This is a genomic window from Pseudonocardia nematodicida (assembly GCF_040105385.1).
GTDB lineage: Bacteria > Actinomycetota > Actinomycetes > Mycobacteriales > Pseudonocardiaceae > Pseudonocardia > Pseudonocardia nematodicida.
Genome location: NZ_JBEDNQ010000010.1, coordinates 308,347 through 332,396 on the forward strand (window position 1 = coordinate 308,347; position 24,050 = coordinate 332,396).

The following is a 24,050-nucleotide window of genomic DNA, read 5'->3' on the forward strand; positions in this document are numbered from 1 at the left end:
CGCTGTCAACAGTCGAGGAGTGGCTGAATTGGGTGTCTCCGCGGTGAACCGTCTTGGCTTCGCGAGAGGCCGAGGTTCAGGGACGTTGGAAACCGGGACAATGAGCTCGCCGGGCGCCATCGCCGCGACCTCGGGCCATCGCCTAGTCGACCATGTCAACCGGAGATTCGAGAGCCGCGGCGACCGTGAGCACCAGCTCGGTCAGGCTGCCACGGACATACTTCGGCGGAGCGATCCAGACTCCCGGGTGCCATCCGGAACGGACCCACGCGGGTCTCGTCCAGCCAGGGAGCCACCGGACGAGACCCGCGTGAGCCGAGATCTATGTGCTGTACGGGACCCGTGTCAGGAGCGGGACTCCGACGGAGAGTCGGGTCGGGTGCTCGGCCCGGGCTCCGCCACCCCATCGGCTGGGTCGCCGCTAGTCCGGGAGTCACGCACCCAGATGCAGAGGAACGCGGCAATCAGCGACAGTATCGCCAGTCCGACCAGGCCCAGCTGGGTGCTTCCGGTGCGCTCCTGCACGAGACCGAAACCGTAGGGAGCGACGAAGCCACCGAGGTTGGCGATCGAGTTGATGATCGCGACAGTGAATCCCACGGCGACGGGGTGCACGGAGCGCTGCACGATCGGCCAGAAGATCGGACTGATCGACTTGAATCCCATGGCGGCGACGGAGAGGCAGACCAACGCCAGCACGGGAGCGGTGTAGGCCGCGCCGAGGGATCCGAACGCTGCGGCGAGCAGTGCGCCGACGAGCAGCATCCGGCGTCGGCCGGTCCGGTCGCCGATCCGGGCGAGCAGGAACATCGATCCGATCGCGCAGACCCACGGGATCGACGACAGGAGACCGACGGACAGATCGGATAGATTTCCCATGCCGCGCACGATGCTGGGGAGCCAGAAGGTGTTCGCGTAGATCGACATCTGCACCGTGAAGTAGATCGCGGTCAAGACGATGATCCGCGGATCCCGCATGGTCATGTACCAGCGCGGCCGCTCCTGACCGTAGGACGCCGCAACGGCGCGCCGCTCCTCCTGCAGGGCGGTGGTCAGCGCGTCCTTCTCCCGACCGGTCAGCCAGGTCGCGTCGGCGATGGTGTTGTTGAGCCAGAAGAAGGCGAAGATGCCCACGCACACCGAGGCGGCGCCCTCGACGAGGAACATCCACTGCCAACCGTGTAGTCCGGCGGTCCCCTGCATGCCTAACAGCGGCGCCGAGAGCGGACCGGATAGCGAGAACGCCAGCAGTGCCCCGACTGCGTAGCGGGCGTTGGCGCGGCCACGGTAGGCGTTCGGCAGCCAGGTCGTCAGGAAGTACAGCACGGCCGGCACGAAGCCCGCCTCGGCCACGCCGAGCAGGAAGCGGAGCACGTAGAAGCTGGTGGGGCCCTGCACGAACATCATGCCTGCGGAGATGAGGCCCCAGCTGATACAGATGCGCGAGAGCCAGATGCGGGGTCCGAAACGTTCGAGCAGCATGTTGCTCGGCACTTCAAAGATCGTGTAGGCGATGAAGAAGAGGCCCGCGCCGAGCCCGTAGGCAGCCGCGCCAATGCCGAGGTCGGCCTCCAGGTAGTGCTGGGCGTAACCGATGTTCGAGCGGTTGAGCTGGTTGCACAGCATCATGACCGCGAACAGCGGCACGATGCGTCGCATGATCTTTCCGGTCGCCTGTTCCATCGGTGACACGGCGCCGGTCGTTCCCGGGGCTGCAGACATCTCGTTCGTTCCTGTCGACGATGACACGTGGCATGGGAGGGCGGACTGTCTCCAAGGTGGCTCGGAAATCTCATTAGATAGGACTGAGTCCCAATCAATGCGAGCCACCTGCAGGCAACCACGGTTCGTCGCGCAACGCAAGAGTCCACCGCTGTCGAACGACAAAGGCCCGGCACCGCGCAGTCCTCGCGCGGCACCGGGCCCGTATCGGGACCTGCGTCGGTCAGCGGTCCTGGGGGACGACCGGAACGGCCGAGCGGTCGATGTAGATGCGGTTCCAGGCCGGTGAGATGACCAGCTCGTCGACGCAGACACCCCGGGGCTGCTCCACGACCCATCGCGTGGCGCGAGCGACGTCGGCCGGGTCGAGCATCCGGTCCATCTCCTCCTGCGAGGGTGGAACCGGCTTGGTCATCAGGATCGGGGTCCGCACCTCTCCCGGGCACAGGTGGGTGGTGCAGATCCCGTTGCGGCCCTCCTGGTCGTTGAGGGACTCGACGAGCGGCGACAGCGCCGCCTTGCTCGCTCCGTAGGCGGCACCGGCCCCGGTCATGAACCTCCAGCCCGCCCACGACGAGACGATGACGATTCGTCCGGCTCCGGCAGCCCGCATGCCCGGCAGGACGGCGAGCACCGCTGCCGTCACCGAGTTGAGGTTGACGTCGATGACTCCGCGGAAGTCGTCGACGGCCAGGTCCGACCACCACCGCTGCGGCACGTTCGTGCCGGCGCAGTGCACGAGGATGCCGATCGGGCCCAGCTCCCGCGCGATCCGGTCGGCTCCGGCGGCGACGTCCTCGGTGCGGGACATGTCGGCCGGCACCGCCAGGGCCCGCCCGCCAGCTTCGGTGATCTCATCGACGACCTCGGAGGCGGCGCCCGACCGGCGTCCGGTGACCGCCACGGGATGCCCCGCGGCGGCGAGCTCGAGGGCGACGGCCCGTCCGATCCCGGACGAGCCACCGGGCACCCAGGCGACCGCGGGCCGGGTGTCGGTTGCTGCAGTCATGCTGTCCTTCCTGTCGTGCCGACCGGTTCGGGGAGCCCCGCGGTCGGTATCAGATGCTGATGAGGGCCTTGACCAGGTCTGTCCCGGCCCGCGCGGCTGCGAACGCGTCTTGGGCCCGGTCCAGGGGGAAGTCCCCCACCGGCAGTCCGTCGAGCGGCAGCGCGCGGCCGTCGATGAGCCGCACGGCCTCGGAGAAGTCCCGGTCCCGGTACACCCGGGTCCCGATCAGGGTCTGCTCGGCGAAGTTCACCGCGCGCAGGTCCAGCGCCGTCGGCTCCTTGTAGACCGCGACCAGCATCACGGTGCCCCGGACCCGCGCGGCGGCGGACAGCTCCCCGGCGACCGCCGGGACCCCCGCGGTGTCGAAGACGACGTCGACGCCGACACCGCCGGTCGCCCGGCGCGAGCGCGACAGCACCTCGTCCGGTCCGACCGCCGGCAGTCCGAGCCCGGTCGCGACCGAGCGGCGCCACTCGTTGGCCTCGGCGACGGTCACGACCTCGGCGCCGCGTGCCCGGGCGACCAGGGCGGTGAGCAGGCCGATCGGGCCGGCGCCGTACACGAGTACGGAGTCGCCGTGAGTCAGCCGCGCCCGGGCCACGGCGTGCACCGCCACCGCGAGGGGCTCGGCGAGCGCGGCGTGTGCGAGCGGGACCCCGTCGGCGACGGGGTGAAGCCGATGGGCCGGTACTGCGACCCGCTCGGCGAGACCGCCGGGTACGTCGACGCCGAACAGGCCCAGGTGGCGGCAGACGTGGTCGTTGCCGCCGAGACAGGCGTCGCAACGCGGTGTGGTCCCACGATCCGCGCAGGTGATCAGGGGATTCACCGCGACCAGCCGGCCCGCGTCCGGGCCGGTTCCGTCCGTGGCCGGGGTCGCGACACGGCCCGCGAACTCGTGACCGAGGACGATGCCGGGCCGGGCCCGGGCGTGCGAGCCACCGACGATCGCCAGGTCCGACCCGCAGATCCCGGCATGCGTCGGAGCGAGGAGCACCTCGTGCGGAGCCGGTGCGGGGGCCGGCACGGTGTGGATCTCGACCCGGTCGACGTCGGCCCAGACCCCGGCGCGCATGGATGTCGTCACCGCGCTCACGCCCAGTCCGCCAGCTCGGGCGCGACGTCGGCGTTCGGCCGCAGACCGATTCCCGGCTCGGTCGGCAGTTCGGGAGCGCCATCGACGACCCGCGGTTCGCCCAGGAACAGCGGCTCGACCCGGGACTCCCAGTACGACGGCACCGTGAGGTACTCGATCCAGGTGCAGTTGGGCTGGGACAGGACGCCGTGCAGAGTGGCGGCCGAGTACACGTGCGGGACGATCTCGACCTCGTGTCCGGATGCCATCTGGGCGACCCGCCGGAACTCGGTGAGGCCACCGACGCGGTGCACGTCCGGCTGCAGCACATCGGCCGCCCCGGAGTCGAGCAGCTGCTGGAAACCGAAGCGGGTGAACTCGTGCTCACCGGTGGCGATGGGGACATCGCCCGCCGAGCGCAGCAGGGCGTGCCCGGCGACGTCGTCGGGGATCAGCGGCTCCTCCAGCCACCGCAGGTCGAACCGCCCGAGATGGCGGATCATCTCGGTGGCGAAGGGCCGGTCCCAGCCCATGTACGCGTCCGACATCAGGTCGACGTCGTCGCCGAGCTCGTCGCGGATCGCCTCGACGAAGCGGAGGTTGCCGAGGATGCCGGCCCTCCCGTCCGCCGGGCCGTACGCCCAGTTCAGCTTGACCCCGGAGAAGCCGCGGTCGCGGTAGTCCGCCGCCATCCGCCGGACCTCGCCGAGGTCGGGGTCCGGGTGCACCTTGCTTGCGTAGGCCCGCACGGGCTTGCCGTGGTGCCCGCCCAGCAGCCGGTACACCGGCACACCCAGGCTCTTGCCCACGGCGTCCCAGACGGCGATGTCGATTGCGCTGATCGCCTCGATGGCGGCGCCCTTGCGGCCGTAGACCATCGAGGCCCGGTAGAGCTGGTCCCACAGGCCCTCGGTGGCCATCGCGTCCGCGCCGAGGCAGAGCCGCGCCATGTGCTCGTTGACGATCGTCGCCGCCACGCCGATGCCGTCCTCGGAGTAGCCGATGCCGGTCGTCCCGTCGGACAGGGTCACTCGGACCACCACGACGCCCTGCGGCCACATGTACCACGTCCAGGAGTCACCGCGGCGCGGGTAACGGCTCATCGGGTTGGGGGCGTTCACCCGGCTCTGCTGCTGCCAGAAGTCACCCCACATCGACCGGCGCACGTGACGGGCCTCGACCCGAGTGATCTCCACTGCTGTTCCTTCCTGCGGTGTTCGGGATGGGTGCTGCCGGCGGTCAGGACCGGGCGTGCCGCACGACGTTGGCGGGTGCGGCCCCGGTGGCGACCGCGATCAGGTTGCGGGCGACCTCGTCGGCGCGGCGCCGGTAGGTCGAGGTGGCCGTGGCCGAGTAGTGCGGGGTCATCACCACGTTGTCGAGCCGCTCGAACTCCGCGGCGGACGGGCGTCCGTGGTCGGTCGCGATGCCCGCGGACCACACGTCGAGCGCCGCGGAACCCAGGGTGCGCTCGGATAGCGCCGCGTGGAGCTCCTCGTCGCGGACGAGTCCGCCGCGACCGACGTTGACCAGTGTCCCGTGCGGTCCGAGCCGGTCGGCCAGTGCCCGGTCGACCAGGCCGTCGGTCTCGGGGCTGTGCGGTGCGCAGAGCACGACCGCGTCGCACTCGTCGAACAGGGCACCGACCGCGTCCATGCCGGCCACGGACTCCAACCCCGGCAGGTCACCACGGGCGCGCTCCGGTGTGCGGGTGACCGCCCGGGTCCGGACTCCCATAGCGCCGAGCAGGCCGACGACGGCACGCCCGATGTGCCCGAGTCCCACGATGCCGACCACGAGCTCGTCGAGGGTCGCGAACTCGGCTCCGCCGCCGTGCATCCGGGTCAGCCAGCGCCCCTGGCGCAACGCGGCGTCGGCGGGGAGCAGACCGCGCCGGGCGGCCAGCAGCACCATGACGACGTGCTCGGCCACCGAGCGCTCGTGCCCGAACGCGTTGCAGACCGTCGCGCCGGACGGCATGGCGTCGACCTCGACGTGGTCGGTGCCGGCCGCGGTGATCTGCACGAGCCGCAACTCCGTGCCCGCAGCGGCCATGGCGGCGTCGAAGGGGACGCCGGCGTAGGCGAACGCGCCGCGAAGCCGATCGGTCACCGCGCCGGCGTCGGAGGCGGGCACGAACTCCGTTGCCAGGCCCCGCTCGACAAGGTCGGCGCGGTCCTGCAGGTACGGCCAGAGGTTCGGCTCGGTGACGACCACGCGCAGCGGGGTCGAGTGGTGCGGGGTGATGGTGGGCTCCTCGAAAACGGTCAGTGCCCGAGCAGGCCCGGCAGGGCCGTGCTGAGCAGGGGGACGTAGGTCAGGACGAGCAGGCCGGCCACGAGGATGCCCAGGAAGGGCAGCACCCCCAGCAAGGTCTCGCGGAACGAGTAGCCGGTGGTCTGGCGGAGCACGAACAGCAGCATCCCGACCGGCGGGGTCATCAGCCCGATCATCAGGTTCAGCACGACGATCACCCCGAAGTGCAGGGGATCGATGCCCAGCAGCTCGACACTCGGTATCAGGATCGGGACCAGGATCAGGATGGCCGGGGCGGCGTCGAGGACCATGCCGAGCACCAGCATCACGATGTTGACCACGAGCAGGAACAGCACCGGGTTGTCGCCGATCGAGGCGACGAGGTCACTGACCAATAGCCCCGCGCCCTCCCGTGTGAGGATCCACCCGTACAGGCCGGCCGCGGCGATGGTGATCATGATGCTCGCCGTGGTCGACGCCGTTCCCCGGAACACCTCCCAGAGCTTGTCCCGGGTGAACGCCCGCTGGGCCATACCCACGACGAACAGGTACACTGCGGCGACGCAGGCGGCCTCGGTCGGTGTGAACAGCCCGCCGAAGATGCCGCCGAGCAGGACGACCGGGGTGAGCAGGGCCGGGATCGACACCAGCGAGGTGCGCCCGACCTCGCGCCGGGTGTAGCGGCGCTCGGTCCGCAGGTCCACCCCGCGGCGTGCCATCGACTGTCCGTAGACGAACACCGCGACACACATCAGCGCCGCGATCAGCAACGCCGGCAGCAGGCTGGCTGCGAACAGGCCCGCCACCGACACGCCCGCGGTCACCGCGTAGAGGATCGCCGGCACGCTCGGTGGCAGCATCGGGCCCACCAGCGACGACGCGGCCGTCAGCCCGAGGCTGAACCGTGACCCGTAGCCGCGCTTGACCATGTCGGGAATGAGGATGCGCCCGAGCGAGGCGGTGTCGGCCAGGGCCGAGCCGTTCATCATCGAGAACATCAGGCTCGAGGTGACGTTGACGTAGCCGAGCCCGGCGCGCACCCGCCCGATCAACGCGTCGGCCATGGTGAACAGGCGCTCGCTGATGCCCGCTGCGGTCGCGAGGTATCCCAGGAGCACGAAGAAGGGGACCGCCAGCAGCGGGAAGCTGTCGATGCCGCCGATGCTCTGCTGCAGCGCGATCCGGGTGGATCCCGAGCCGCCCAGCAGGATGTAGGACAGCGACACGGTGAACAGCGCCAGCGCGACCGGCATGCGGATGCAGATCAGCGCGACCAGCGCGACGATGAGGATCACGAGAGTCATCGGCGGGCTCCTCGGCCGGCGCGCCGGTCGTCGGGTCGGACGGGTGGGGTTCGGGGCGGGCTCATGACGACGCCTCCGGCGCCGTCATCGGCGGTGCATCGGCGTCGGGTTGGTGGGCCGGGCCGCCCCGTGCCAGCCGCACGAGACTGAGCAAGGAGTGCACCGCCCACAGCGAGCAGCCCACGGGCAGAGCGAGGTAGACGACCTCGGTAGGGATGCGCAGGGCGGCCGATGCCCCGGTGAAGGTCCCCGCGGCCAGGAACGTCGTCACCGCGATGTAGAGCAGGACCGCCGTGCCTACGGCGTAGAGCGCGCACTCGGTCAGCCGCGCCCGCGGGCCGGACGGGACTCCCCCGCCCATTCCCAGGCCCATGTGTGCGCCGGTCCGGCCGAGCCAGCCGGCACCGATCATGGTGAACCAGACCAGCAGGTAGCGGGCCACCTCCTCGGTCCAGATGACCGGCTGGGTGGCGACGTGACGCACAGCGACCTGGAGCACGATGACGCCGACGATCGCGGCCAGCAGGACGACCGAGACCACGCCCGCGATCCGACCCACGGCGCGTTCGGCGCGTTCGAGGGCCGCCATGAGCCCGCCGGGGGCGCCGTCGTGACCGCCGTTCACGACGCGTCCTCGAGCTCGGAGCGGATGCGCTGGTACAGGCCGTTCCACTGGTCGTCGAACCGCGGGACGACCTCCTGCTCGGCGCGGTCGCGGAAGGCCTCGCGGTCGACGTCGTCGATGACCTCCATCGAGCCGTCCTGCCGCCAGCCGGCGGTGATGGTCTCGGCGTCTTGCTCCAGGCAGGCACGCAGCCGCTCGGCCGAGATCCGGCCGGCTTCGCGGAAGATCTCCTGCTGCTCCGGGGTCAGCGATGCCCACCGGGCTCCGTTGATCACCAGGGGGTTGCCCTGGACGACATGGTCGGTCAGTGACAGGTAGCGCTGAACCTCGTCGTAGCTGTTGCTGTCGATCAGGTTCACCGGGTTCTCCTGGGCCTGCACCACGCCCTGCTGCAGGGCGGCGTAGAGCTCGTCGAGCGCCATCGGCGTGGGCGCGGCCCCCAGGGCCAGGGCGTTGGCCACCCAGATCGGCGAGTCCGCGGCGCGCAGGCTGACCCCGCGCAGGTCCTCGGGGGTGCGGACCGGTGCGGCCGAGGTGGTGACCTGGCGGATGCCCTGCGGCCACACGCCCAGGACCTCCAGCCCCGTCTCGGCCCGCAGCCCTGCCCACAGCTCCTCGCCGACCGGGCTGTCGGCGACCTGCTGCAGGTCGTCATAGCCGTCGAACAGGTAGGCGGCGTTGAGCACACTCAGCGGGGGGAAGTACTCGGCCGCGTGACCCGCGCTGGGCTGGGTCACGTCCAGGTCGCCCCAGACCGTGTTGTCGGCGAGTTCCTGCTCATTGCCGAGCTGTCCCGACGGGAAGACGTCGAAGGTGATCTCGCCGCCCGTGCGCTGCTCGACGTGGGAGACGAACGACTCGACACCACAGCGGTGGATCGGGTGTCCGGTGTCGACAGTGTGGGCCAGCGCCAGTGTGGTGCTGCCCGCCGGGCCGGCTCCCGGTGCGCACGCGACGGACATCGCGATCACCGGGACGGCGACGATCGCCGCGACGGATCGTCGGATCCGTGACGGTGTGCGTCTGCGCTTCATGAGGTCCTCGACTCTGGGGTGAAGGGCGTGGCGCCGTCAGTGGGGTGGATCAGTTCGTCGTTCTCAGCCGGGCAGGGCACGCAGCAGCGGGACGGCCTCGTTCCACGCCCGGACCATGTCCTCGGCCGCCGCGCGGATCCGCTCCGGGGTGGCGTCGGGGCGGTACAAGGCCGTCCCGATCCCGAAACCGGTGGCTCCATCGGAGATCCACGGGCCGAGTTCCTCGGGACCGACCCCGCCCACCGGGACCAGCTGCACGTCGGGCGGTAGTACCGCACGCCAGGCGCGCATCGCTTCCCGGCCGACCTGGGCCGCGGGGAAGAGTTTGAGCGTCCGGGCGCCGCAGCGGATCGCGGTCATCGCCTCGCTGACGGTCGCGACCCCGGGAAGGGAGATCATGCCGGCCGCCACCGACGCGGCGACGACGTCGCGGTCGGTGTTCGGCGACACGACCGCTTGCGCGCCCGCGGCACACACGGCCTGCACGTCGTCGACGGTCAGCACGGTCCCGGCGCCGATGACGACGTCGGCCGGCAGGGTGCGGCGCAGGATCGAGATCGATTCGAGCGGGTACGGGGAGTTCAGCGGAACCTCAAGGAACCGGAAGCCGGCCTCGACCAGGATGCGGCCTACCTGCTCGGCATCGGTCGGGGAGAGCCCGCGCAGGATCGCGACGAGTCCACAGGGACGACGGTCGGTGCTCATGCTGGCTCCCGTTCCGGGGTTTGCCGGTCGATGAGGCCCGCCTCGCGGGCGAAGTGCGCCAGCGCGCGGGGGGCGCTGTCGGCGTCGAGAACCTCGGCGTCGATCCCGACGCGGGTCAGGGCCCGGGAGTACCTGGCGCACAGGGCGGCGGAGCCGAGCAGACCGATCCGGCGCGCCGCGCGCCCCGATCCGAGACCGGCCATCGAGCGGATCTCACCACCGATGATCAAGCCCGAGACGTAGTCGGTGACACCGGCCCCGTCGAGGTCACCGGTCAGCACCAGCGAACGCGCGGAGAAGAGCGTGCCGACCAGGCCCAGTCGCCCCTCCTCCCCCGCCACGGTGTCGAGACCCCGGTCGAACGCATCCCACCGGGGTTCAGCGGCGGGCTCGGCGAGTCGCGACACGATGCTGTGCGACATGACGAGCGCGAAGAGCTCACCGGTCATGTGCGTGGTGAACCCGGTGACGGAGCCGTCGACGACCTCGACCCACTTGGAATGGGTGCCGGGCAGCACGAGGGTGCGCTCTCCCGCAGTGACATCCGCCGACGTCGTCGCCCGGTCGGCGAGCAGCGCGCCCACGACCTGCGTCTCCTCGCCTCGCATGACACCCGGGAGCCCGGAGCGGTCGATCAGACCGGGCACGATGTAGACCGTGCCCAGCGACGACCGGACGGGGTGCAGCTCGACAGGGCGGTTCAACGGGTCGACGGGCACGTCCAGGTAGGGCGCGGTCGACCAGCCTTGATCGCTGCCGATCATGCCGCTGGCGATGATCGGCAGTTCGCCCAGCTCGGTGATCCAGTCCGCACAGAGCGCGCGCAGGGTCCGGTCGAAGATCTCGCCGGCTGCAGTGCCCTCCCGGCGGGCGGTCTCGTTGATCTGCATGACGCCCGTGGAACCGGACCGCTCGGCGAGCACCCCGCCGTCGGAGCGCACCAGGTAGGCCCGGCAGCTGCTCGTGCCCCAGTCAAGCGCGACCAAGGCGGCCGCCGCGTAGTCGTGCATTCCATCCGCTCCGTCGAGAATACGAACTGGCCGCGGTCGCCCGTGGCCGCGCACAGGCAAACCGCTGCGTCCCGATTTGTCGAACGTCGTCCCGTATATCAGGACGACCGCCGATACCGTCGACGCCGGACCCGTGGCTAGGCTGTGACGTCGTGCAGTCACCCGAGAACGCAGTGCCATCGGGAACGCAGACCCTCCACCGGGGACTGCAGGTCGTAGCGGCCGTCGCCACAGGCGCAACCGACCTGGCGGCGATCACCGAGCGAACCGGTGTGAGCCGCAGCACCACACATCGCCTGCTCCAGCTGTTGACCGCCGAGGGGTACCTACGGCGCAGCGCGACGAACACCTACACCCTGGGCCCGACGTTCATCGAGTACGGATTCCTGGCCCTGCAGCAGAACCCGCTCCCGCTGGTGGCACGACCGGTCCTGGAGCGGCTGTCGGAGACCTACAAGGACACCGTCCATCTCGCGATCCGCGACGGCGACGAGGTCCTCTACATCGACAAGCTGACGAGCCTTCGGGGTCCGGAGACCCGCTCACGCATCGGCTACCGCATGCCCCTGACCCGGACGGGCATCGGCAAGGCGCTGCTGCTGGGGGACGGCGCCGAAATGTGGCGGCGGCTGTACGACGCCGACCACACCGGGCCCCAGGACAGCCAGGAGGCTGCGACGCAGTTCGTGGCAGCCATGCATGCCGGCGTGAAGTCGGGGTCGACGACCGACATGGAGGAGAACGAGCCCGGGGTCCGATGCGTCGCGGCACCGATCCGGGACGGGAGCGCCGCGGTCGTGGCGGCGGTCAGCATCACCGCGACCCGGCCCTACATGCCGGTGGCCAGGATGCGCGCGCTGGCGCCCGTCGTCCGTGAGGCGGCCGCGGAGATCTCCTCGCGACTCGGCTACTCCACGGGGCGACCGGCAACGTCCTGAGAGCTGCCTCGGCCGACTCCACGTTGGGTCGGCAAGCCTCCGCCACGCTCGCGCTCAACAGCGAGAGCAACGGGCACCGCGTCCGACACTCCCTTGGTTGCCAGCCGCTCGTATTCGCCCTCTCAGCAACCGACGGCGACGTACTGCGTGTGGCCCGGGACACCTCCCTGGTCGGCGGGCTGGTCTCACTGCAGCGCGCATTGGACGCCTCCGGAGAGCCGGGTTCTCCGAGGAGGCGGCGTAGCGCTACGCCGCCGACGACAGCCACGGAGTCACCGCCCACACCGGGCTCTACGGCCGTGGGGCCGACGAGCTCCGCGGACAGGGCTGGCCAGCGAGCAGACCTGGTGTTGCTACTCTCCTCGTCGCCGTCGTTCGACATCGCCCGCTACCCGCAGGCCGCCGCTGTGCTGCAAACCGGCCGCGGCGACACCGATACCGTCCTCGACGAGGGAACATTCGTGAAGCGCGATGGCACGCTGGTCGCCGCCACCGCTCCGGTACTGGCGGATCTCACCGAGACCCGGAACCGGCTCTTCGCCGATCTCGACCTACCGCTCCTGCGTCACAGACCCGGGTGCCATCACCTCCCGGCAACCAAAGTCGGCGGCCCGGGGGTCGGTAACGGCAGTCCGGAGCGCCTACCTTTCCGACGGACGGGGCGGTCGACCGGAATCGCCGGGCGCGGGCCCCCCGGGGGGGCCCCCGCGCCCGGCGAGGATGGGTCGGAGCAGGTCAGCCGGCTGCGGTGACGGTCACCCGGTCGCTGGTCCAGGCACGAGCCTGGTCAGTGAGCGAGAACCCGAGGCCGGGACGGTCCGGCACCAGCATCCGGCCGTTGTCGAGCTCGAGGCGCTCGTGGAACATCGGCTCCAGCCACTCGAAGTGCTCGAGCCACGTCACGCCCGGGTAGGCGGCCGCCAGGTGCAAGTGGATCTCCATCGCGAAGTGCGGCGCCAGCGAGAGCTTGCGGTGGTCGGCCAACGTCATGATCCGCAGGAACGGGGTGATCCCGCCGACCCGCGGCGCGTCGGGCTGCACGAAGTCCGAGGCGTCCTGGCGGATCAGGTCCCAGTGCTCGCTAACGCTGGTCAGCATCTCACCGGTGGCGACCGGGGTGTCCAGCGCCGCCGCGAGCCGGGCGTGCCCCTCGGCGTCGTAGCAGTCGACCGGCTCCTCGATCCAGGTCAGGTCGAAGCGCTCGAGCTCGCGGCCCAACCGCTGCGCGGTCGCCCGGTCCCACTGCTGGTTCGCGTCGACCATCAAGGGGAAGGTGTCGCCCAGGTGCTCGCGCACCTTCGCGACCCGGCGCAGGTCCTCGCGGGTGTCGGGCTGACCGACCTTGATCTTGATACCACCGATGCCGCGGGCCAGCGAAGCGGTGACGTTGTCGAGGATCTGCTCGATCGGCGAGGACAGGTATCCACCGGAGGTGTTGTAGCAGCGCACCGAGTCGCGGTGGGCTCCGAGCAGCTTCGCGAGCGGCAGACCGGCCCGCTTGGCCTTCAGGTCCCACAGCGCGATGTCGAAAGCGGCGATCGCCTGGGTGGTGAGACCGGTCCGGCCCATCGAGGCCCCGGCCCACACCAGCTTGTCCCAGATCTTGGCGATGTCGTTGGGGTCCTCACCGATCAGCTCACCGGCGATCTCCTGGGCGTGGGCGTACATGCCGGGCCCGCCGGCGCGCTTGGAGTAGCCGAACCCCACGCCCTCGAAGCCGCCCTCGGTACGGATCTCGGCGAACAGGAAGGCGATCTCGGTCAGCGGCTTCTGGCGCCCGGTCAGCACCTTGGCGTCACTGATCGGTGCGTGCAGCGGCAGCCGGACCAGTGACAGGTCGACCTGCGAGATCGCATCCACGGCGCCCGACGTCCGGCCGGGCGCGTTCTGGGCCTCAGTGGTGGTCATACGTTCTTCTCCTCGGTTCTGTGTCTCGCTGCGGTCTCTCACCGGAGCGGTTGGGCCGATCACGACGTCGGGATCGCCTCACGGCACCACGCCGCTGGTGGGGCTGCGGTCGTGCGGTGTCGGTGTCCTGCTTGCCCGTGCGCGCGACCAGAACGTCACGACGAGGACGAGCACTGTCGCACCGATGAACACGGCCGACGCGGGGCGGGTGATGAAGGGGGTGTAGTCGCCGTCGGAACTCATCAGCGCCCGGCGGAAGTAGGTCTCGACGATCGGGCCGAGGATGTAGCCCAGCAGCAGCGGACTCAGCGGGAACCCGCCGGCTACCAGCCCGAAACCGATGACACCGAGCGCGACCATCAGCCAGGCGTCGGCGATCTGGTAACTCGCGGCGTAGGCCCCGACGGCCATGAACGCCACCAGGATCGGGAACAAATACCGCTTGGGGACCCGGAGCACGAGCGGGAACACCCGCATCCCGAACAGCTGCATCGCGAACACCACGACGACGGCGATGAGGAAGTAGAAGAAGATCGCGTTGACGACCTCGGGGTTCTCCGAGAACAGCAGCGGGCCGGGCTGGATGCCGTGGATGATCAGCCCGCCGAGCAGCACCGCGGTAACGCCGTCGCCGGGGATGCCCAGGGTCATCATCGGCACCATCGACCCGCCCGAGGACGCGCTGTTCGACGACTCGGGTGCCCAGATGCCGTCCGCGGCGCCCTTGCCGAACTCGTCGGGGTTGCGTGCGGCCTGCTTGGCACGGGCATAGGCCAGCAGGTTCGCCGCTGTGCCGCCCATGCCGGGCAGGACTCCGATCGCGATGCCGATGAGCGAGGACCGCACGATGTTCCAGCCCGACCGCACGACGTCGGCGATACCGATGCCGAGCCCGAATCCGGAGTAGCGCACCGGGACCTTCGGCGTCTCGCGTCCCTCCGACATCGTCACCCGCATCATCTCGCTGATCGCGAACAGCCCGATGATGAGCGGCAGGATGGCGATCCCGCCCCACAGATGCGACCAGCCGAAGGTGAACCGCTCGCTGCTATCGATCGGAGCGAAGCCGATCGACCCGGCGAGCAGGCCCAGGAACCCGGCGGCAAGTCCCTTGGCCATATTGTTGCCGGCGAGTACCGCGACGAGCATCAGGGCCAGCAGGGTGATCGAGAAGTACTCGAACGGCCCCAGCAGCAGTGCGACCGACGCGACGACGGGCGAGAGCGAGATCAGCGCCGCGAAGCCCAGCAGGCCGCCGAAGAGGCTGGCCGTGACGCCGATGCCGAGCGCCTTGACCGGCTCGCCCTTCTTGGCCATCGGATAGGCGTCGAACGTCGTCGCGATCGAGGACGAGTTGCCCGGCATCCCGAGCAACGTCGACGACACCAACCCGCCGGCGATCCCGCCGATGTAGCAGCCCACGAGCAACGCGATCGCCGCGGTCGAGCTCATGCCGAACGTCAGCGGCAGGAGCAGGGCCATACCCATCATGGCGGTCAGGCCGGGCACCGCGCCGATCAGCAGCCCGAACGCCGAGCCGAGGGCCAGCGCGACGACCGCCTCGATCGTGATCACATCGACTATGGCGCCCATCAGAACATCCCCTCTGGAAGCACGATGTCCAGCCCGACGGCGAAGATCAGCCCGACTCCGGCGGTCACCACGGCCGCGGTGACGGCCGCCGGCACGAGGATCTTCTCCCCCGGGCGGCTGAGCAGCCAGAACCCGGCGAGGATGAACAGCGGGGTGGCGATGAAGTAGCCGGCGACGGTGAGCAGGGCGACGTAGCCGACGATGATCAGCAGCAGCTGAGCGGTGAGCCGGCGATTGTCGTCACCCGGGGGTGCAGCCCCGGGCGACGCCACCGTCACCGGTTCGGGACGCAGCAGCAACGCGAGGCCGGTCAGGACCAGTCCGACCGCCGCGATGCCCGGGATCATCCGGGGCCCGGGGTCGCCGGTCAGGCCGGAGGCCTCCAGCCCGGCGAGGTGCACGATCGCCGCGGCGCCGAGTGCTCCCATCACGAGACCGCTGACGCGGTCCCTGCTGCGAGTGCCGGCGGGGGCTGCAGGCGCCGCGGCGGCTTCGGTGGGTGGCGACGGAGTGGTGTCCGGGGTCGGCTGGTCGCCGCGAGACGTGTCCATGAGCGTCCTTGCATCAAGGGGTGGGGCAGGCCGGTTCACGAGGAGTTCGTGACGAGGCGGGAGAGCTCGGCGACGGTCTGCGCCGACGTCCGGAGCTGCTCCTCGGTCTCGGCCGCATCGAGGGAAACGGGTTCGGCGACCTCGGCCATCGACCGGCGGTAGTCGGGGTTCGTCGACACGGTCCGCAGTGCCTCGGTCCATGCCGCGACGACCTCGTCGGGGGTCTCCTCAGGTCCGAGGAGACTGAAGTTCAACGGGAACTCGACGTCGTATCCCTGCTCGGCCGCAGTCGGGATCTCGGAGAGCACCGGGTCGCGCTCGGGGCTCGTCACGGCCAGTGCGACGAAGTCGCCGGTCGCGAGGTACTGCCGGGCCGTCGCGGTGCTACCCACGATCAGCTGAAGCTGCCCGCTGAGCAGACCCGCCACCCGGTCGGCCTCGTTCCCGGTGTCCTGCATCCGGATGTCGATACCCGCGGCGTCCTCGAGCATCGCGCCCGTGTACTGGGTGGTCTGCCCGAAGCTGACGCCCATCGTGAGGCCGCCGGGATCCGCCCGGGCGGCGTCGGCGAGATCGTCGAGGTCGGCCCAGCCGGAGGCGGACGAGGCGAGCAAGTACTGGTGCTGGCGAGCGGTGGTGGCGATGGGCCGCAGTTCCTCGGCGGTCTGCCGGACCGTCCCCTGCTGATAGCCGGTGTGCATCGCCTCGTGGAAGAAGAGCAGCGAGTACCCGTCGGGCCGTGAACGTGCCACGGTGTTGACCGCCAGCGCGCCGCCACCCGCGGTCTCGTTAACCACGACGACGTTGCCCGCGAACGCACCGTCGAGGTGCTGGGCGAGCACTCGCGCGGCATTGTCGGTACCTCCCCCCGGTGAGGCCGGCACGTAGACCTTGACTGTGCGCTGGGGATAGGTGTTCGAGGCGCTGCCGCAGGCGGTCAACAGGCTGAGAACGAGACCGATCACGGCGACAGCCGTGAATCTCGTGCGTCGGTGTGTGTCGAGCATCGGTGCTCCTGCACGGGTGGCCAGAGGGACGGGCTTCAGGAACGTCCGGGCCGGCCGGCACCGCATCGCGGGACCGGGCCGTTCCGGACGAGGGGCCACGACGCGGCCGGGCCTGTACGGTCCCGGCGCCACGCCGCGGGTGGGCTCACACGGGCAGCTCGAGCCGCCCGTCGATCCGGCGGGGCACGCTGCGCGTCTCGTCGCGCAGCTCCTCGGGCAGTACGTCGACGGGTGCGTTCTGCCAGGTCACCGGGCGGAGCCAGCGGCGGATCGCGGTCGTGCCGACCGAAGTGTGCTGGGTGTTGGTCGAGGGCCAGGGGCCGCCGTGATGCTGCGCCCACGACACCAATACCCCCGTTGGCCACCCGTCGTAGAGCAACCGGCCGGCCCGGGGACGCAGAGCGGCCGTGAGCCGCCGCACGAGTTCGGTCTCCCCCGGACCGGAGTGCACCGTCCCGGTCAGCGACGGGGGCAGCCCGGCCAGCGCCCGTACGGTGGCGGACTCGTCGTCGGCCCGGTAACGGACCAGCACGGTGGTCGGTCCGAAGCACTCGCCGATGCCCACAGCGGCGAGCTGCTCGGCGTCGACCTCGAGCAGCCGCGGGGTCACCCCGAAGCCGTCCCCGCCGGGCTGACCGCCCTCGGCGATCACCCGGACGCCCGGCTGCGCGGACAGCTCGTCGGCGATCGCGTCGTAAGAGGTGCTGATCCGCGCGTTGAGCAGCACGGCCGCGGCCGCACCGCCCACCCGCTCGACCGCCGTCGAGACCACCGCGTCACCGGCATCGCCGGCGGGCACGAACACCAGGCCCGGCTTGGTGCACAGCTGACCACCCGAGCCGGTGACTGAGGTGACCAGACCCTCGGCGATCTCGGCGGGGCGGGCGGCCGCCGCCCCCTCGGTCACCACGACCGGGTTGAGGCTGGCCAGCTCACCGAAGAACGGGATCGGCACCTCGCGACGACCGATGATCTCCATCAACGCGTTCCCACCGGACAACGATCCGGTGAAGCCGACGGCGGTGATCGCGGGATCGGCGACCAACGCGGCGCCCGCCTCGGTGCCGTAGACGATCCCGACGGTGCCGGCGGGGGCACCGGCGCGCCCGGCCGCGGCGACCAGTGCCTCGTACGTCAGCCGGGACAGTGCGGGATGCGAGCTGTGCGCCTTGACCACGACCGGGCAGCCGGCGGCCAGCGCCGAGACCGTGTCCCCGCCGGGAACGGAGAACGCCAGCGGGAAGTTGCTCGCCCCGAACACCGCGACCGGCCCGGTGGGCACGAGCATCCGGCGCAGGTCCGGACCCGGGCCCATCGGGGTGTCGCCGGCATGGTCGACCGCGGCCTCCAGGTAGCCGCCGTCGTCGAGCACCTCGGCGAACAACCGGGCCTGATAGGCGGTACGGGTCAGCTCCCCGTTCAGCCGAGCCTCGGGCAGCGCGGTCTCCCGCCGGCCCAACTCCACGATCTCCTCGCGGCGCGCCTCGAGCTCGTCGGACACCGCCCTCAGCAGCACGGCGCGCCCGGAACGTCCCAGCGCCTCGAGGCCCGCCGCAGCGTCCGAGGCCACCCGGCACAGCTCGGCAACCTGCTCGGGCGTCGTGGGCTCGATCTTCTCCACGATCTGGCCGGTAGCCGGATCGATACTCTGGACGGTGCTCATCGTGTCATTGCCTCCAGCGAACTCGGGGCGCGTCGGTCGGGGCGGCTCATGCGGTGTACTCGGCGTCGGGATGCGGGCGCACCACCGGCGGCTCCATCGCGTAGCCACGCTCGCGGTAGTCGAAGTCCTCGAGCGTCACCTCGTCGCGCCCGTCGGATTGCGACGCGTAGTACGCGCGGATCTCGGAGATCAGACCGGTCTCGGCGTCGAACACGTACCACTCGTCACCACGCAGATAGCCCTGGGCGCGGGTCTTCCAGTGCGTCCACTCGATCACCGCCTGCAGCGACTCCGGCTCGACGACCATCCGGTCGATCGTCCACGCCGACCCGGCGGTCAGCACCAGCCGACGCCAGTTCTCGGCGATCACACGGTTCCCCCGCCACGGCCCGCCGATCCCCGGCGGGAAGTAGTGGGTGCCCTCCGGGGTGAACTGGGCCGCCATCTTCTCTACGTCGGCCTCGTTGCACCCGTCGAAGTACACCCGGATGGTCTCGGCCATCCGTTCCCGGCGCACGGTGGGGTCCAGGTCGGCGAAGCGGGTCACGCGTGTACTCCATTCGAATCAGCAGGACGCTCGGCGCGGGTGGCCCTCCACGCGGCGTACTCGGCTCGGGTGTTCTCGTCGGGGGGGTAGGTGCCCCACAGCTCGGCCCCGTCGCGTACACGCTGCTGGAGCCAGTCCTCAAGCTCCTCCTGCTCGACGGACGGGCCCGCGATCTCCGCCGCGATCGCGCGCGGTACGACGATGATCCCGTCGCGGTCGCCGACCAGGATGTCGCCCGGGTAGACGGCCACGCCCGCACAACCGATCGGGACCTGCAGGTCGGCGACGTGGAAACTCGCCGGACGCGTGGTCGCGGTGATCGCCCGCGAGTAGGCGGGGAAGCCGAGGCGTCCGAGCGCGGCGCCGTCGCGGAAGGCACCGTCGGTGACGAACGCCGCGGCGCCCCGGCGCATCGCGCGGGTGACGAGCATGTCCCCGGCGGAGGCGGCGGTGATGTCGTCGCGGCTGTCGACGACGATCACCTGGCCGGGCCCGACCGTTTCGACGGCCTCCCACTGCAGCACGTTGCCGGTGCGGTAGGGGTCGTCGAGCGGGTCGATGTCCTCGCGCGCCGGGATGAAGCGCATCGTGAAGGCCTCACCGACGAACCCGTCGAACCCGTCACCGACCGGGCTCAGCCCCACCAGGAACGGCTGGCGGATACCGCGACGGTAGAGCTGGGTCGCCAGCGTCGCGGTGGAGACGCGCCTGAGCTGCGCGAACACCTCATCGGGCACGGGCTGCAGATCGGTCACGATCGCTGTCCTCTCCTACGCGCCCCGCGGCGCGTCGTCGTTCTGTGCGGCGTCTGTGCGACGTGTGGGTGTGTGTGCGACCGCGTGGCCGGCACCGCCGACCGGATGCGACCTGGCCCGGCGACGACCGCGACGGCGCCGGGCCGTCGGACGATCGGTCGCGGTGTCGCCCGACGTGTCCCGGTCGCCGCCGGGGACGCTAGCATCAGAAAGTCCCAACCATCAATACTATGTCTCGCTCAATAGGAACATGGGCCGTCAGACGCCCCGTGAGTGGAGGAGAACAGCGTGCGCATCGCTCGTGCAGTCGTGGCCGGACGACCGGCGACCGTCGTCGACGACGGGGAGGGATGGCGGATCAGCGACGTCCCGATCGCCGAGCTGATCGCAGGTACCGCTGCCGTGCCGACGGGGGATCCGCTGAGGCTCGATCCCGCCGGTTTCCTCCTGCCCTACCGTCCGTCGACGATCATCGGCGTCGGACTGAACTTCGCCGACACCGTGGCCGACATGGGCTGGGCGACCCCGACCGCCCCGTACCTGTTCCCGAAGTTGTCCTCGAGCGTCATCGGCCCGTCCGACCCGGTCGTCGTCGACCTGTCGGTGACCACCCGGGCGGACTGGGAGGCCGAGCTCGGTGTGGTCATCGGGCGGCGTACCCGCAGCGTCACAGCGGACGAGGCGCTGGAGCACGTGTTCGGCTACGTCGCGGCGAACGATGTCTCGGCACGAGACCTGCAGGCCCAGGACGGCCAGTGGCTACGCGGCAAAGGGCTGGACACGTTCTGCCCGCTGGGGCCGTGGGTGGCGAGCAGAGACGAGATCGCCGACGAGTCCGACGTCGCGATCCGTACCTGGTACGACGGCCGGCTGGTGCAGGACGGCAGCACCGCATCGATGATCTTCGGGGTCGCCGAGCTCGTGTCCTACTGCTCGACGTGGTTCACGCTGGAGCCCGGAGACCTGATTCTCACCGGTACTCCGGCCGGCTGCGGGGACTTCCGGACCCCGCGCGAGGCGCTGGTCCCGGGCGGGACCGTCGAGATCGAGGTCGCCGGGCTCGGTCGGCAGCGCAACCCGGTGCATGCGCCGGCATGAGAGACTGACAAAGTGAGTGACGAGATGCGCGGGGCTCCGGCGGGGGCACTCGATCGCGGGCTCGCCATCCTCTCCCACCTCGCCCGGCACAGGAAGTCCACGGTCGCCGAACTCGCCGAGTCCTTGCAGCTGAGCCGCTCCACCACCTACCGGTTGGTCGAGCGACTGCGACAACAGGGCTGGCTCATGGGTGAGGAACACGGCGGCCCGGTCCGGCTCGGACCCTCGGCGGCGCAGCTCGCGGTGGCCGCCACCGAGTCCAACCCGTTGCGCGACGTGGCTGTCCCGATCCTGCGCGAGCTGCTGGAGTCCACCCGGGAGACGGTGAGCCTGGCCGTACCGAGTGCGCTGAAGATGGTGTTCATCCACCGCGAACGAGGACCACAGCCGGTCGGCGTGTCGGCGGAGCTGGGCGACGCACGCCCGCTGCACTGCACCTCGGTCGGCCGCGCGTATCTGGCGGCTCTTCCGGTCGAGCATTGCGAACGGGTACTCGAGGAGTTGGTGGCCTCGTCGGACTCCCCGGTACGGGCTGGGGATCTGCCCGCTCTGCGCGAGATTCTCGAGACGACCAGGGCCCGCGGCTGGTCGCAGGACCGGCGCGAGTTCGACCGGTCGTCGAGCTGCTGCGGCGCTGCGATCCGGGACCAGAGCGGGATGCCGGTGGCTGCGATCAGTGTCGCCGGGGTGGCCGAGCGCATGGAGCCCGAGATCGAGGCGATCGGCCGGCAGGTGGCCTCGACAGGTCGGCGCATCTCCGCCTTCCTGGGCTACGTGGTCTGATCAGCCGCCGACCCGCTTCGGCGCGCCGGCGCCATCCACAGCAGCGCGACCGAAGCCAGCAGCACCACGACCACGTGCGGGACCAGCGCGGACGCGGTGGCCCGGGCCAGCCCGGTCTGGAACGCCTCGAGCGCGATTGCCGACCAGGTGGCGTCGCCGGCGGGGAGTGCACCGGCACCGAGCTCGGAGTCGGCCAGGCGATCCACGTGCTCGGAGAACTGCACCCGCTCGTCGGGGGCCAGCGAAGCCTGCAGGCGGGCGCCCTGCTCACGCACAGCTCCGGGAGCGACCGCCTGTAGGACCACCGCGGTGACCGCGCTGCCGAGTACGGCGCCGAGCTGGCGGGCGGTGAAGAAGACACCGGATGCGGTGCCGCGTAGCCCCGGGGGCAGCGACAGCATCGCCACCGTGTTGACGGGCACCAGGACCAGGCCCAGCCCGAACCCGGTGAGGCCGAGACCGCCGAGGAGGAGCGCGGTGCCGGGCCCGGCACCGATCATTCCGGCGCTCACGGTCCCCAGTCCGGTCGCCGCGAACGCCAGTCCGGGCAGCATCAGCAGGCGCGGGTCCACCCGATCCACCAGGTAGCCGGCGACCAGACCGACCAGTGCCGAGATCACCGCCATCGGTGCGGTGAACAGTCCCGACACCGTCGCGGAGTGTCCCGAGACGACCTGCAGGTGCACGACGAGTGGCAGCAGGATGCCGGTCAGGACGAATCCCATCGCCGCGTTCAGGACCGCACCACCGGTGAAGTTACCGTCGCCGAACACCGATAAGGGCACCAGCGGGTCGCGGCCCCGCTGACGGATCAGGAACACCGCCAGCACTGCGATCGCAGTCCCGATGACCAGTGGGACCGACACGGGACCGATGATCGTGCCCCAGTCGTGGCGAGCACCGTTCTGGATCCCGAACACCAGCAGGGCCAGTCCGGTGACCGAGAGCACGATGCCGACCGGATCGAGACGCCGGTGCTGGCGTTGTCCCAGGTCGGGGATCAGCGACGCGCCCAGCATGGATGTCACTACGCCGAGGGCGACGTTGACCACGAAGATGCCCTGCCAGCCCAGGGCGTCGACGAGAACCCCACCGAGAACCGGTCCGGTGACTGTGGCGACACCCGACGATGCCCCGATCAGGCCCATCGCTCGGCCCCGGCCGGCGGCCGGGTAGAGGTGCGCCACCAGGGTGAGGGTCTGCGGGGTCAGCAGGGCGGCTCCCACTCCCTGGACGGCGCGGACCGCGATCAGTGCCGCGACGGTCGGGACGAGGATGCAGGCCAGCGAGGCCGTCGTGAACACCCCCGTGCCGACGAGGAACAGCCGGCGGGGTCCGAAGCGGTCACCGAGCCGGGAGGTCACCAGCATGGGTGCCGCGTAGGCCAGCAGGTAGGCGCTGGTCACCCATACCGCGTCGTTCAGTGAGCTGCCCAACCCACGCACGATCGCGGGTACGGCGACCGCGACGACCGAGATGTCCATGACGATCATGAACAGGCCCAGTGTCAGCGCCGAGAGCGCGCCCGCGCGCGATGTCCGGCGACGCTCGGGCGCCGGCGGCTGCTGGGTCGTGGCCACTGGGTGCTCCTGTTCGTCACGCCCGGCGGTCGCCGTGGCACCGATCGCTGCGGAACGGATCCCACGCGAGACGGTGCGGCCTCATGCCGATACGGTCGGCGGACGGGTGCCGCCCTGCGCGGATTGATGCGGGCGTGCCGGGTTCTTGTCAGTACCGCACCGCGCCGTAGTCGTCGGCCTCGGGCTCCTCGAAGTGCACCGCCCGCTTGGCCAACGCCCGCATCCGCTGTCGCATCTGCTCAGCCGGCAGTCGGTGGTACGGACCGTGGCCGGGCAGGACCCACTCGAAGGTGAGCTCGTCGGCGCCCTTCTCGACCGAACGGGCCCACCGCTTCACCGAGTCGTAGACCACGGTGTCGGCGAGATCGAGGCGGTGGTGGGTCTCGGACCAGAACAGCGCGTCGCCGGCGAAGCAGAACTTCTCGTCGGCGATGAACAGCGTGGTGCCGGGGCTGTGCCCGGGGAACGGGTGGGCGATCATCCCCGGGCCGATCTCCACGGGGTCGTGGCCGCGGATGACACAGTCGGCGTCGGGCCGGGAATCGAGATCACCCTCGTGGATCCACAGTCTCGCGCCCAGCTTGTCGGCCCACTGGCGGCCGTGGGCGACGTGGTCGACGTGGGTGAGCAGGACATCGGTGACACGACCCACGGCGTTCTCGAACCGACGAGCCAGGGCCGGCCGGTACTTGGGCGTGTCGATCATCATGGCGGTTCCGTCCGGGCGACGGCACAGGTAGGAGGTGGCCCCGAAGGTCTGCGGTCAAGTCCTGTGGCGTGGTGTGTGACGGCTGACGCGTGATCTTGCTGGGTCAGGCGCTCAGCGCCGGGATCGTCGGGGTGGGTGCAGCCTCCTGCTCGGTGGTCGGTGAGGGGTCAGTGGCGGC

Annotated in this window: 22 protein-coding genes; 3 read left to right on the top strand and 19 right to left on the bottom strand. The window is 70.6% G+C overall.

What is annotated here, in order from left to right; genetic code table 11:
- Positions 1–345: 345 nt before the first annotated feature.
- The 10 genes from WIS52_RS23675 to WIS52_RS23720 all read right to left on the bottom strand — a co-directional run bounded on the left by WIS52_RS23675 (position 346) and on the right by WIS52_RS23720 (position 10,920).
- The gene (locus WIS52_RS23675; RefSeq protein WP_349300549.1) at positions 346–1,683 is read right to left on the bottom strand and encodes an MFS transporter; all 1,338 of its coding nucleotides are present in this window, start codon (positions 1,681–1,683) and stop codon (positions 346–348) included.
- A gap of 262 nt (positions 1,684–1,945) precedes the next feature.
- Positions 1,946–2,731 carry an SDR family oxidoreductase gene (locus tag WIS52_RS23680; RefSeq protein WP_349300550.1) on the bottom strand — a complete coding sequence of 262 codons (786 nt, stop codon included), beginning with the start codon at positions 2,729–2,731 and terminating at the stop codon, positions 1,946–1,948.
- A gap of 49 nt (positions 2,732–2,780) precedes the next feature.
- Positions 2,781–3,827, bottom strand: a complete 1,047-nt coding sequence (locus WIS52_RS23685) for a zinc-dependent alcohol dehydrogenase (RefSeq protein ID WP_349300551.1) — start codon at positions 3,825–3,827, stop codon at positions 2,781–2,783.
- Positions 3,824–5,002: an enolase C-terminal domain-like protein gene (locus tag WIS52_RS23690; protein WP_349300552.1), complete on the bottom strand. Its 1,179-nt coding sequence runs from the start codon at positions 5,000–5,002 to the stop codon at positions 3,824–3,826. Before WIS52_RS23690 ends, WIS52_RS23685 begins: the two co-directional genes overlap by 4 nt.
- Positions 5,003–5,045: 43 nt before the next feature.
- Positions 5,046–6,023, bottom strand: a complete 978-nt coding sequence (locus tag WIS52_RS23695) for an NAD(P)-dependent oxidoreductase (protein WP_349300553.1) — start codon at positions 6,021–6,023, stop codon at positions 5,046–5,048.
- A gap of 50 nt (positions 6,024–6,073) precedes the next feature.
- Positions 6,074–7,366 (bottom strand): TRAP transporter large permease, encoded by a 1,293-nt coding sequence (locus WIS52_RS23700; protein ID WP_349300554.1) that lies wholly within the window; start codon positions 7,364–7,366, stop codon positions 6,074–6,076.
- Between the two features lie 61 nt (positions 7,367–7,427).
- Entirely contained in the window at positions 7,428–7,991 is a 564-nt protein-coding gene (locus tag WIS52_RS23705; protein WP_349300555.1) for a TRAP transporter small permease, read from the bottom strand.
- The gene (locus WIS52_RS23710; RefSeq protein WP_349300577.1) at positions 7,988–8,953 is read right to left on the bottom strand and encodes a DctP family TRAP transporter solute-binding subunit; all 966 of its coding nucleotides are present in this window, start codon (positions 8,951–8,953) and stop codon (positions 7,988–7,990) included. The genes WIS52_RS23705 and WIS52_RS23710 overlap by 4 nt, the downstream gene beginning before the upstream one ends.
- A gap of 135 nt (positions 8,954–9,088) precedes the next feature.
- The gene (locus WIS52_RS23715; protein ID WP_349300556.1) at positions 9,089–9,730 is read right to left on the bottom strand and encodes a 2-dehydro-3-deoxy-6-phosphogalactonate aldolase; all 642 of its coding nucleotides are present in this window, start codon (positions 9,728–9,730) and stop codon (positions 9,089–9,091) included.
- Positions 9,727–10,920 carry a 2-dehydro-3-deoxygalactonokinase gene (locus WIS52_RS23720; RefSeq protein WP_349300557.1) on the bottom strand — a complete coding sequence of 398 codons (1,194 nt, stop codon included), beginning with the start codon at positions 10,918–10,920 and terminating at the stop codon, positions 9,727–9,729. Before WIS52_RS23720 ends, WIS52_RS23715 begins: the two co-directional genes overlap by 4 nt.
- Here WIS52_RS23720 and WIS52_RS23725 point away from each other — a divergent pair.
- Complete coding sequence (locus WIS52_RS23725; protein ID WP_349300578.1) at positions 10,914–11,678, top strand: IclR family transcriptional regulator; 765 nt, start codon at positions 10,914–10,916, stop codon at positions 11,676–11,678. The two genes, WIS52_RS23720 and WIS52_RS23725, sit on opposite strands and share 7 nt — an antisense overlap.
- A 735-nt stretch (positions 11,679–12,413) precedes the next feature.
- Here WIS52_RS23725 and WIS52_RS23730 read toward each other — a convergent pair.
- The 7 genes from WIS52_RS23730 to WIS52_RS23760 form a co-directional block, all read right to left on the bottom strand.
- Complete coding sequence (locus WIS52_RS23730) at positions 12,414–13,586, bottom strand: L-talarate/galactarate dehydratase (protein WP_349300558.1); 1,173 nt, start codon at positions 13,584–13,586, stop codon at positions 12,414–12,416.
- A 78-nt stretch (positions 13,587–13,664) separates the two neighbouring features.
- Positions 13,665–15,179, bottom strand: coding sequence for a tripartite tricarboxylate transporter permease (locus WIS52_RS23735; RefSeq protein WP_349300559.1), 1,515 nt, complete (start codon positions 15,177–15,179; stop codon positions 13,665–13,667).
- Positions 15,179–15,730, bottom strand: a complete 552-nt coding sequence (locus WIS52_RS23740) for a tripartite tricarboxylate transporter TctB family protein (protein WP_349300560.1) — start codon at positions 15,728–15,730, stop codon at positions 15,179–15,181. The genes WIS52_RS23735 and WIS52_RS23740 overlap by 1 nt, the downstream gene beginning before the upstream one ends.
- A gap of 35 nt (positions 15,731–15,765) precedes the next feature.
- Positions 15,766–16,572, bottom strand: coding sequence for a tripartite tricarboxylate transporter substrate binding protein (locus tag WIS52_RS23745; RefSeq protein ID WP_349300561.1), 807 nt, complete (start codon positions 16,570–16,572; stop codon positions 15,766–15,768).
- Between the two features lie 310 nt (positions 16,573–16,882).
- Positions 16,883–18,400, bottom strand: coding sequence for an aldehyde dehydrogenase (NADP(+)) (locus WIS52_RS23750; RefSeq protein ID WP_349300562.1), 1,518 nt, complete (start codon positions 18,398–18,400; stop codon positions 16,883–16,885).
- Between the two features lie 46 nt (positions 18,401–18,446).
- Complete coding sequence (locus tag WIS52_RS23755) at positions 18,447–18,947, bottom strand: nuclear transport factor 2 family protein (RefSeq protein WP_349300563.1); 501 nt, start codon at positions 18,945–18,947, stop codon at positions 18,447–18,449.
- Positions 18,944–19,702, bottom strand: a complete 759-nt coding sequence (locus WIS52_RS23760) for a ribonuclease activity regulator RraA (protein ID WP_349300564.1) — start codon at positions 19,700–19,702, stop codon at positions 18,944–18,946. The genes WIS52_RS23755 and WIS52_RS23760 overlap by 4 nt, the downstream gene beginning before the upstream one ends.
- A gap of 288 nt (positions 19,703–19,990) precedes the next feature.
- Between WIS52_RS23760 and WIS52_RS23765 the strand changes: the two genes are divergently transcribed.
- Positions 19,991–20,800, top strand: coding sequence for a fumarylacetoacetate hydrolase family protein (locus WIS52_RS23765; protein WP_349300565.1), 810 nt, complete (start codon positions 19,991–19,993; stop codon positions 20,798–20,800).
- A 12-nt stretch (positions 20,801–20,812) separates the two neighbouring features.
- Entirely contained in the window at positions 20,813–21,583 is a 771-nt protein-coding gene (locus WIS52_RS23770) for an IclR family transcriptional regulator (protein ID WP_349300566.1), read from the top strand.
- Here the strand turns inward: WIS52_RS23770 and WIS52_RS23775 are convergent.
- Positions 21,571–23,163: a DHA2 family efflux MFS transporter permease subunit gene (locus WIS52_RS23775; protein ID WP_349300567.1), complete on the bottom strand. Its 1,593-nt coding sequence runs from the start codon at positions 23,161–23,163 to the stop codon at positions 21,571–21,573. The two genes, WIS52_RS23770 and WIS52_RS23775, sit on opposite strands and share 13 nt — an antisense overlap.
- A gap of 148 nt (positions 23,164–23,311) precedes the next feature.
- On the bottom strand, positions 23,312–23,872 hold the full coding sequence (locus WIS52_RS23780) for an MBL fold metallo-hydrolase (RefSeq protein WP_349300568.1): 561 nt from the start codon (positions 23,870–23,872) through the stop codon (positions 23,312–23,314).
- Positions 23,873–24,050 lie beyond the last annotated feature (178 nt).

Coding starts and splice junctions, on each gene's coding strand:
- WIS52_RS23735 (WP_349300559.1), bottom strand. CDS start 15,179: ATGGGCGCCATAGTCGATGTGATCACGATCGAGGCGGTCGTCGCGCTG.
- WIS52_RS23680 (WP_349300550.1), bottom strand. CDS start 2,731: ATGACTGCAGCAACCGACACCCGGCCCGCGGTCGCCTGGGTGCCCGGT.
- WIS52_RS23750 (WP_349300562.1), bottom strand. CDS start 18,400: ATGAGCACCGTCCAGAGTATCGATCCGGCTACCGGCCAGATCGTGGAG.
- WIS52_RS23730 (WP_349300558.1), bottom strand. CDS start 13,586: ATGACCACCACTGAGGCCCAGAACGCGCCCGGCCGGACGTCGGGCGCC.
- WIS52_RS23710 (WP_349300577.1), bottom strand. CDS start 8,953: ATGTCCGTCGCGTGCGCACCGGGAGCCGGCCCGGCGGGCAGCACCACA.
- WIS52_RS23675 (WP_349300549.1), bottom strand. CDS start 1,683: ATGGAACAGGCGACCGGAAAGATCATGCGACGCATCGTGCCGCTGTTC.
- WIS52_RS23715 (WP_349300556.1), bottom strand. CDS start 9,730: ATGAGCACCGACCGTCGTCCCTGTGGACTCGTCGCGATCCTGCGCGGG.
- WIS52_RS23720 (WP_349300557.1), bottom strand. CDS start 10,920: ATGGCACTGCGTTCTCGGGTGACTGCACGACGTCACAGCCTAGCCACG.
- WIS52_RS23740 (WP_349300560.1), bottom strand. CDS start 15,730: ATGGACACGTCTCGCGGCGACCAGCCGACCCCGGACACCACTCCGTCG.
- WIS52_RS23780 (WP_349300568.1), bottom strand. CDS start 23,872: ATGATGATCGACACGCCCAAGTACCGGCCGGCCCTGGCTCGTCGGTTC.
- WIS52_RS23700 (WP_349300554.1), bottom strand. CDS start 7,366: ATGACTCTCGTGATCCTCATCGTCGCGCTGGTCGCGCTGATCTGCATC.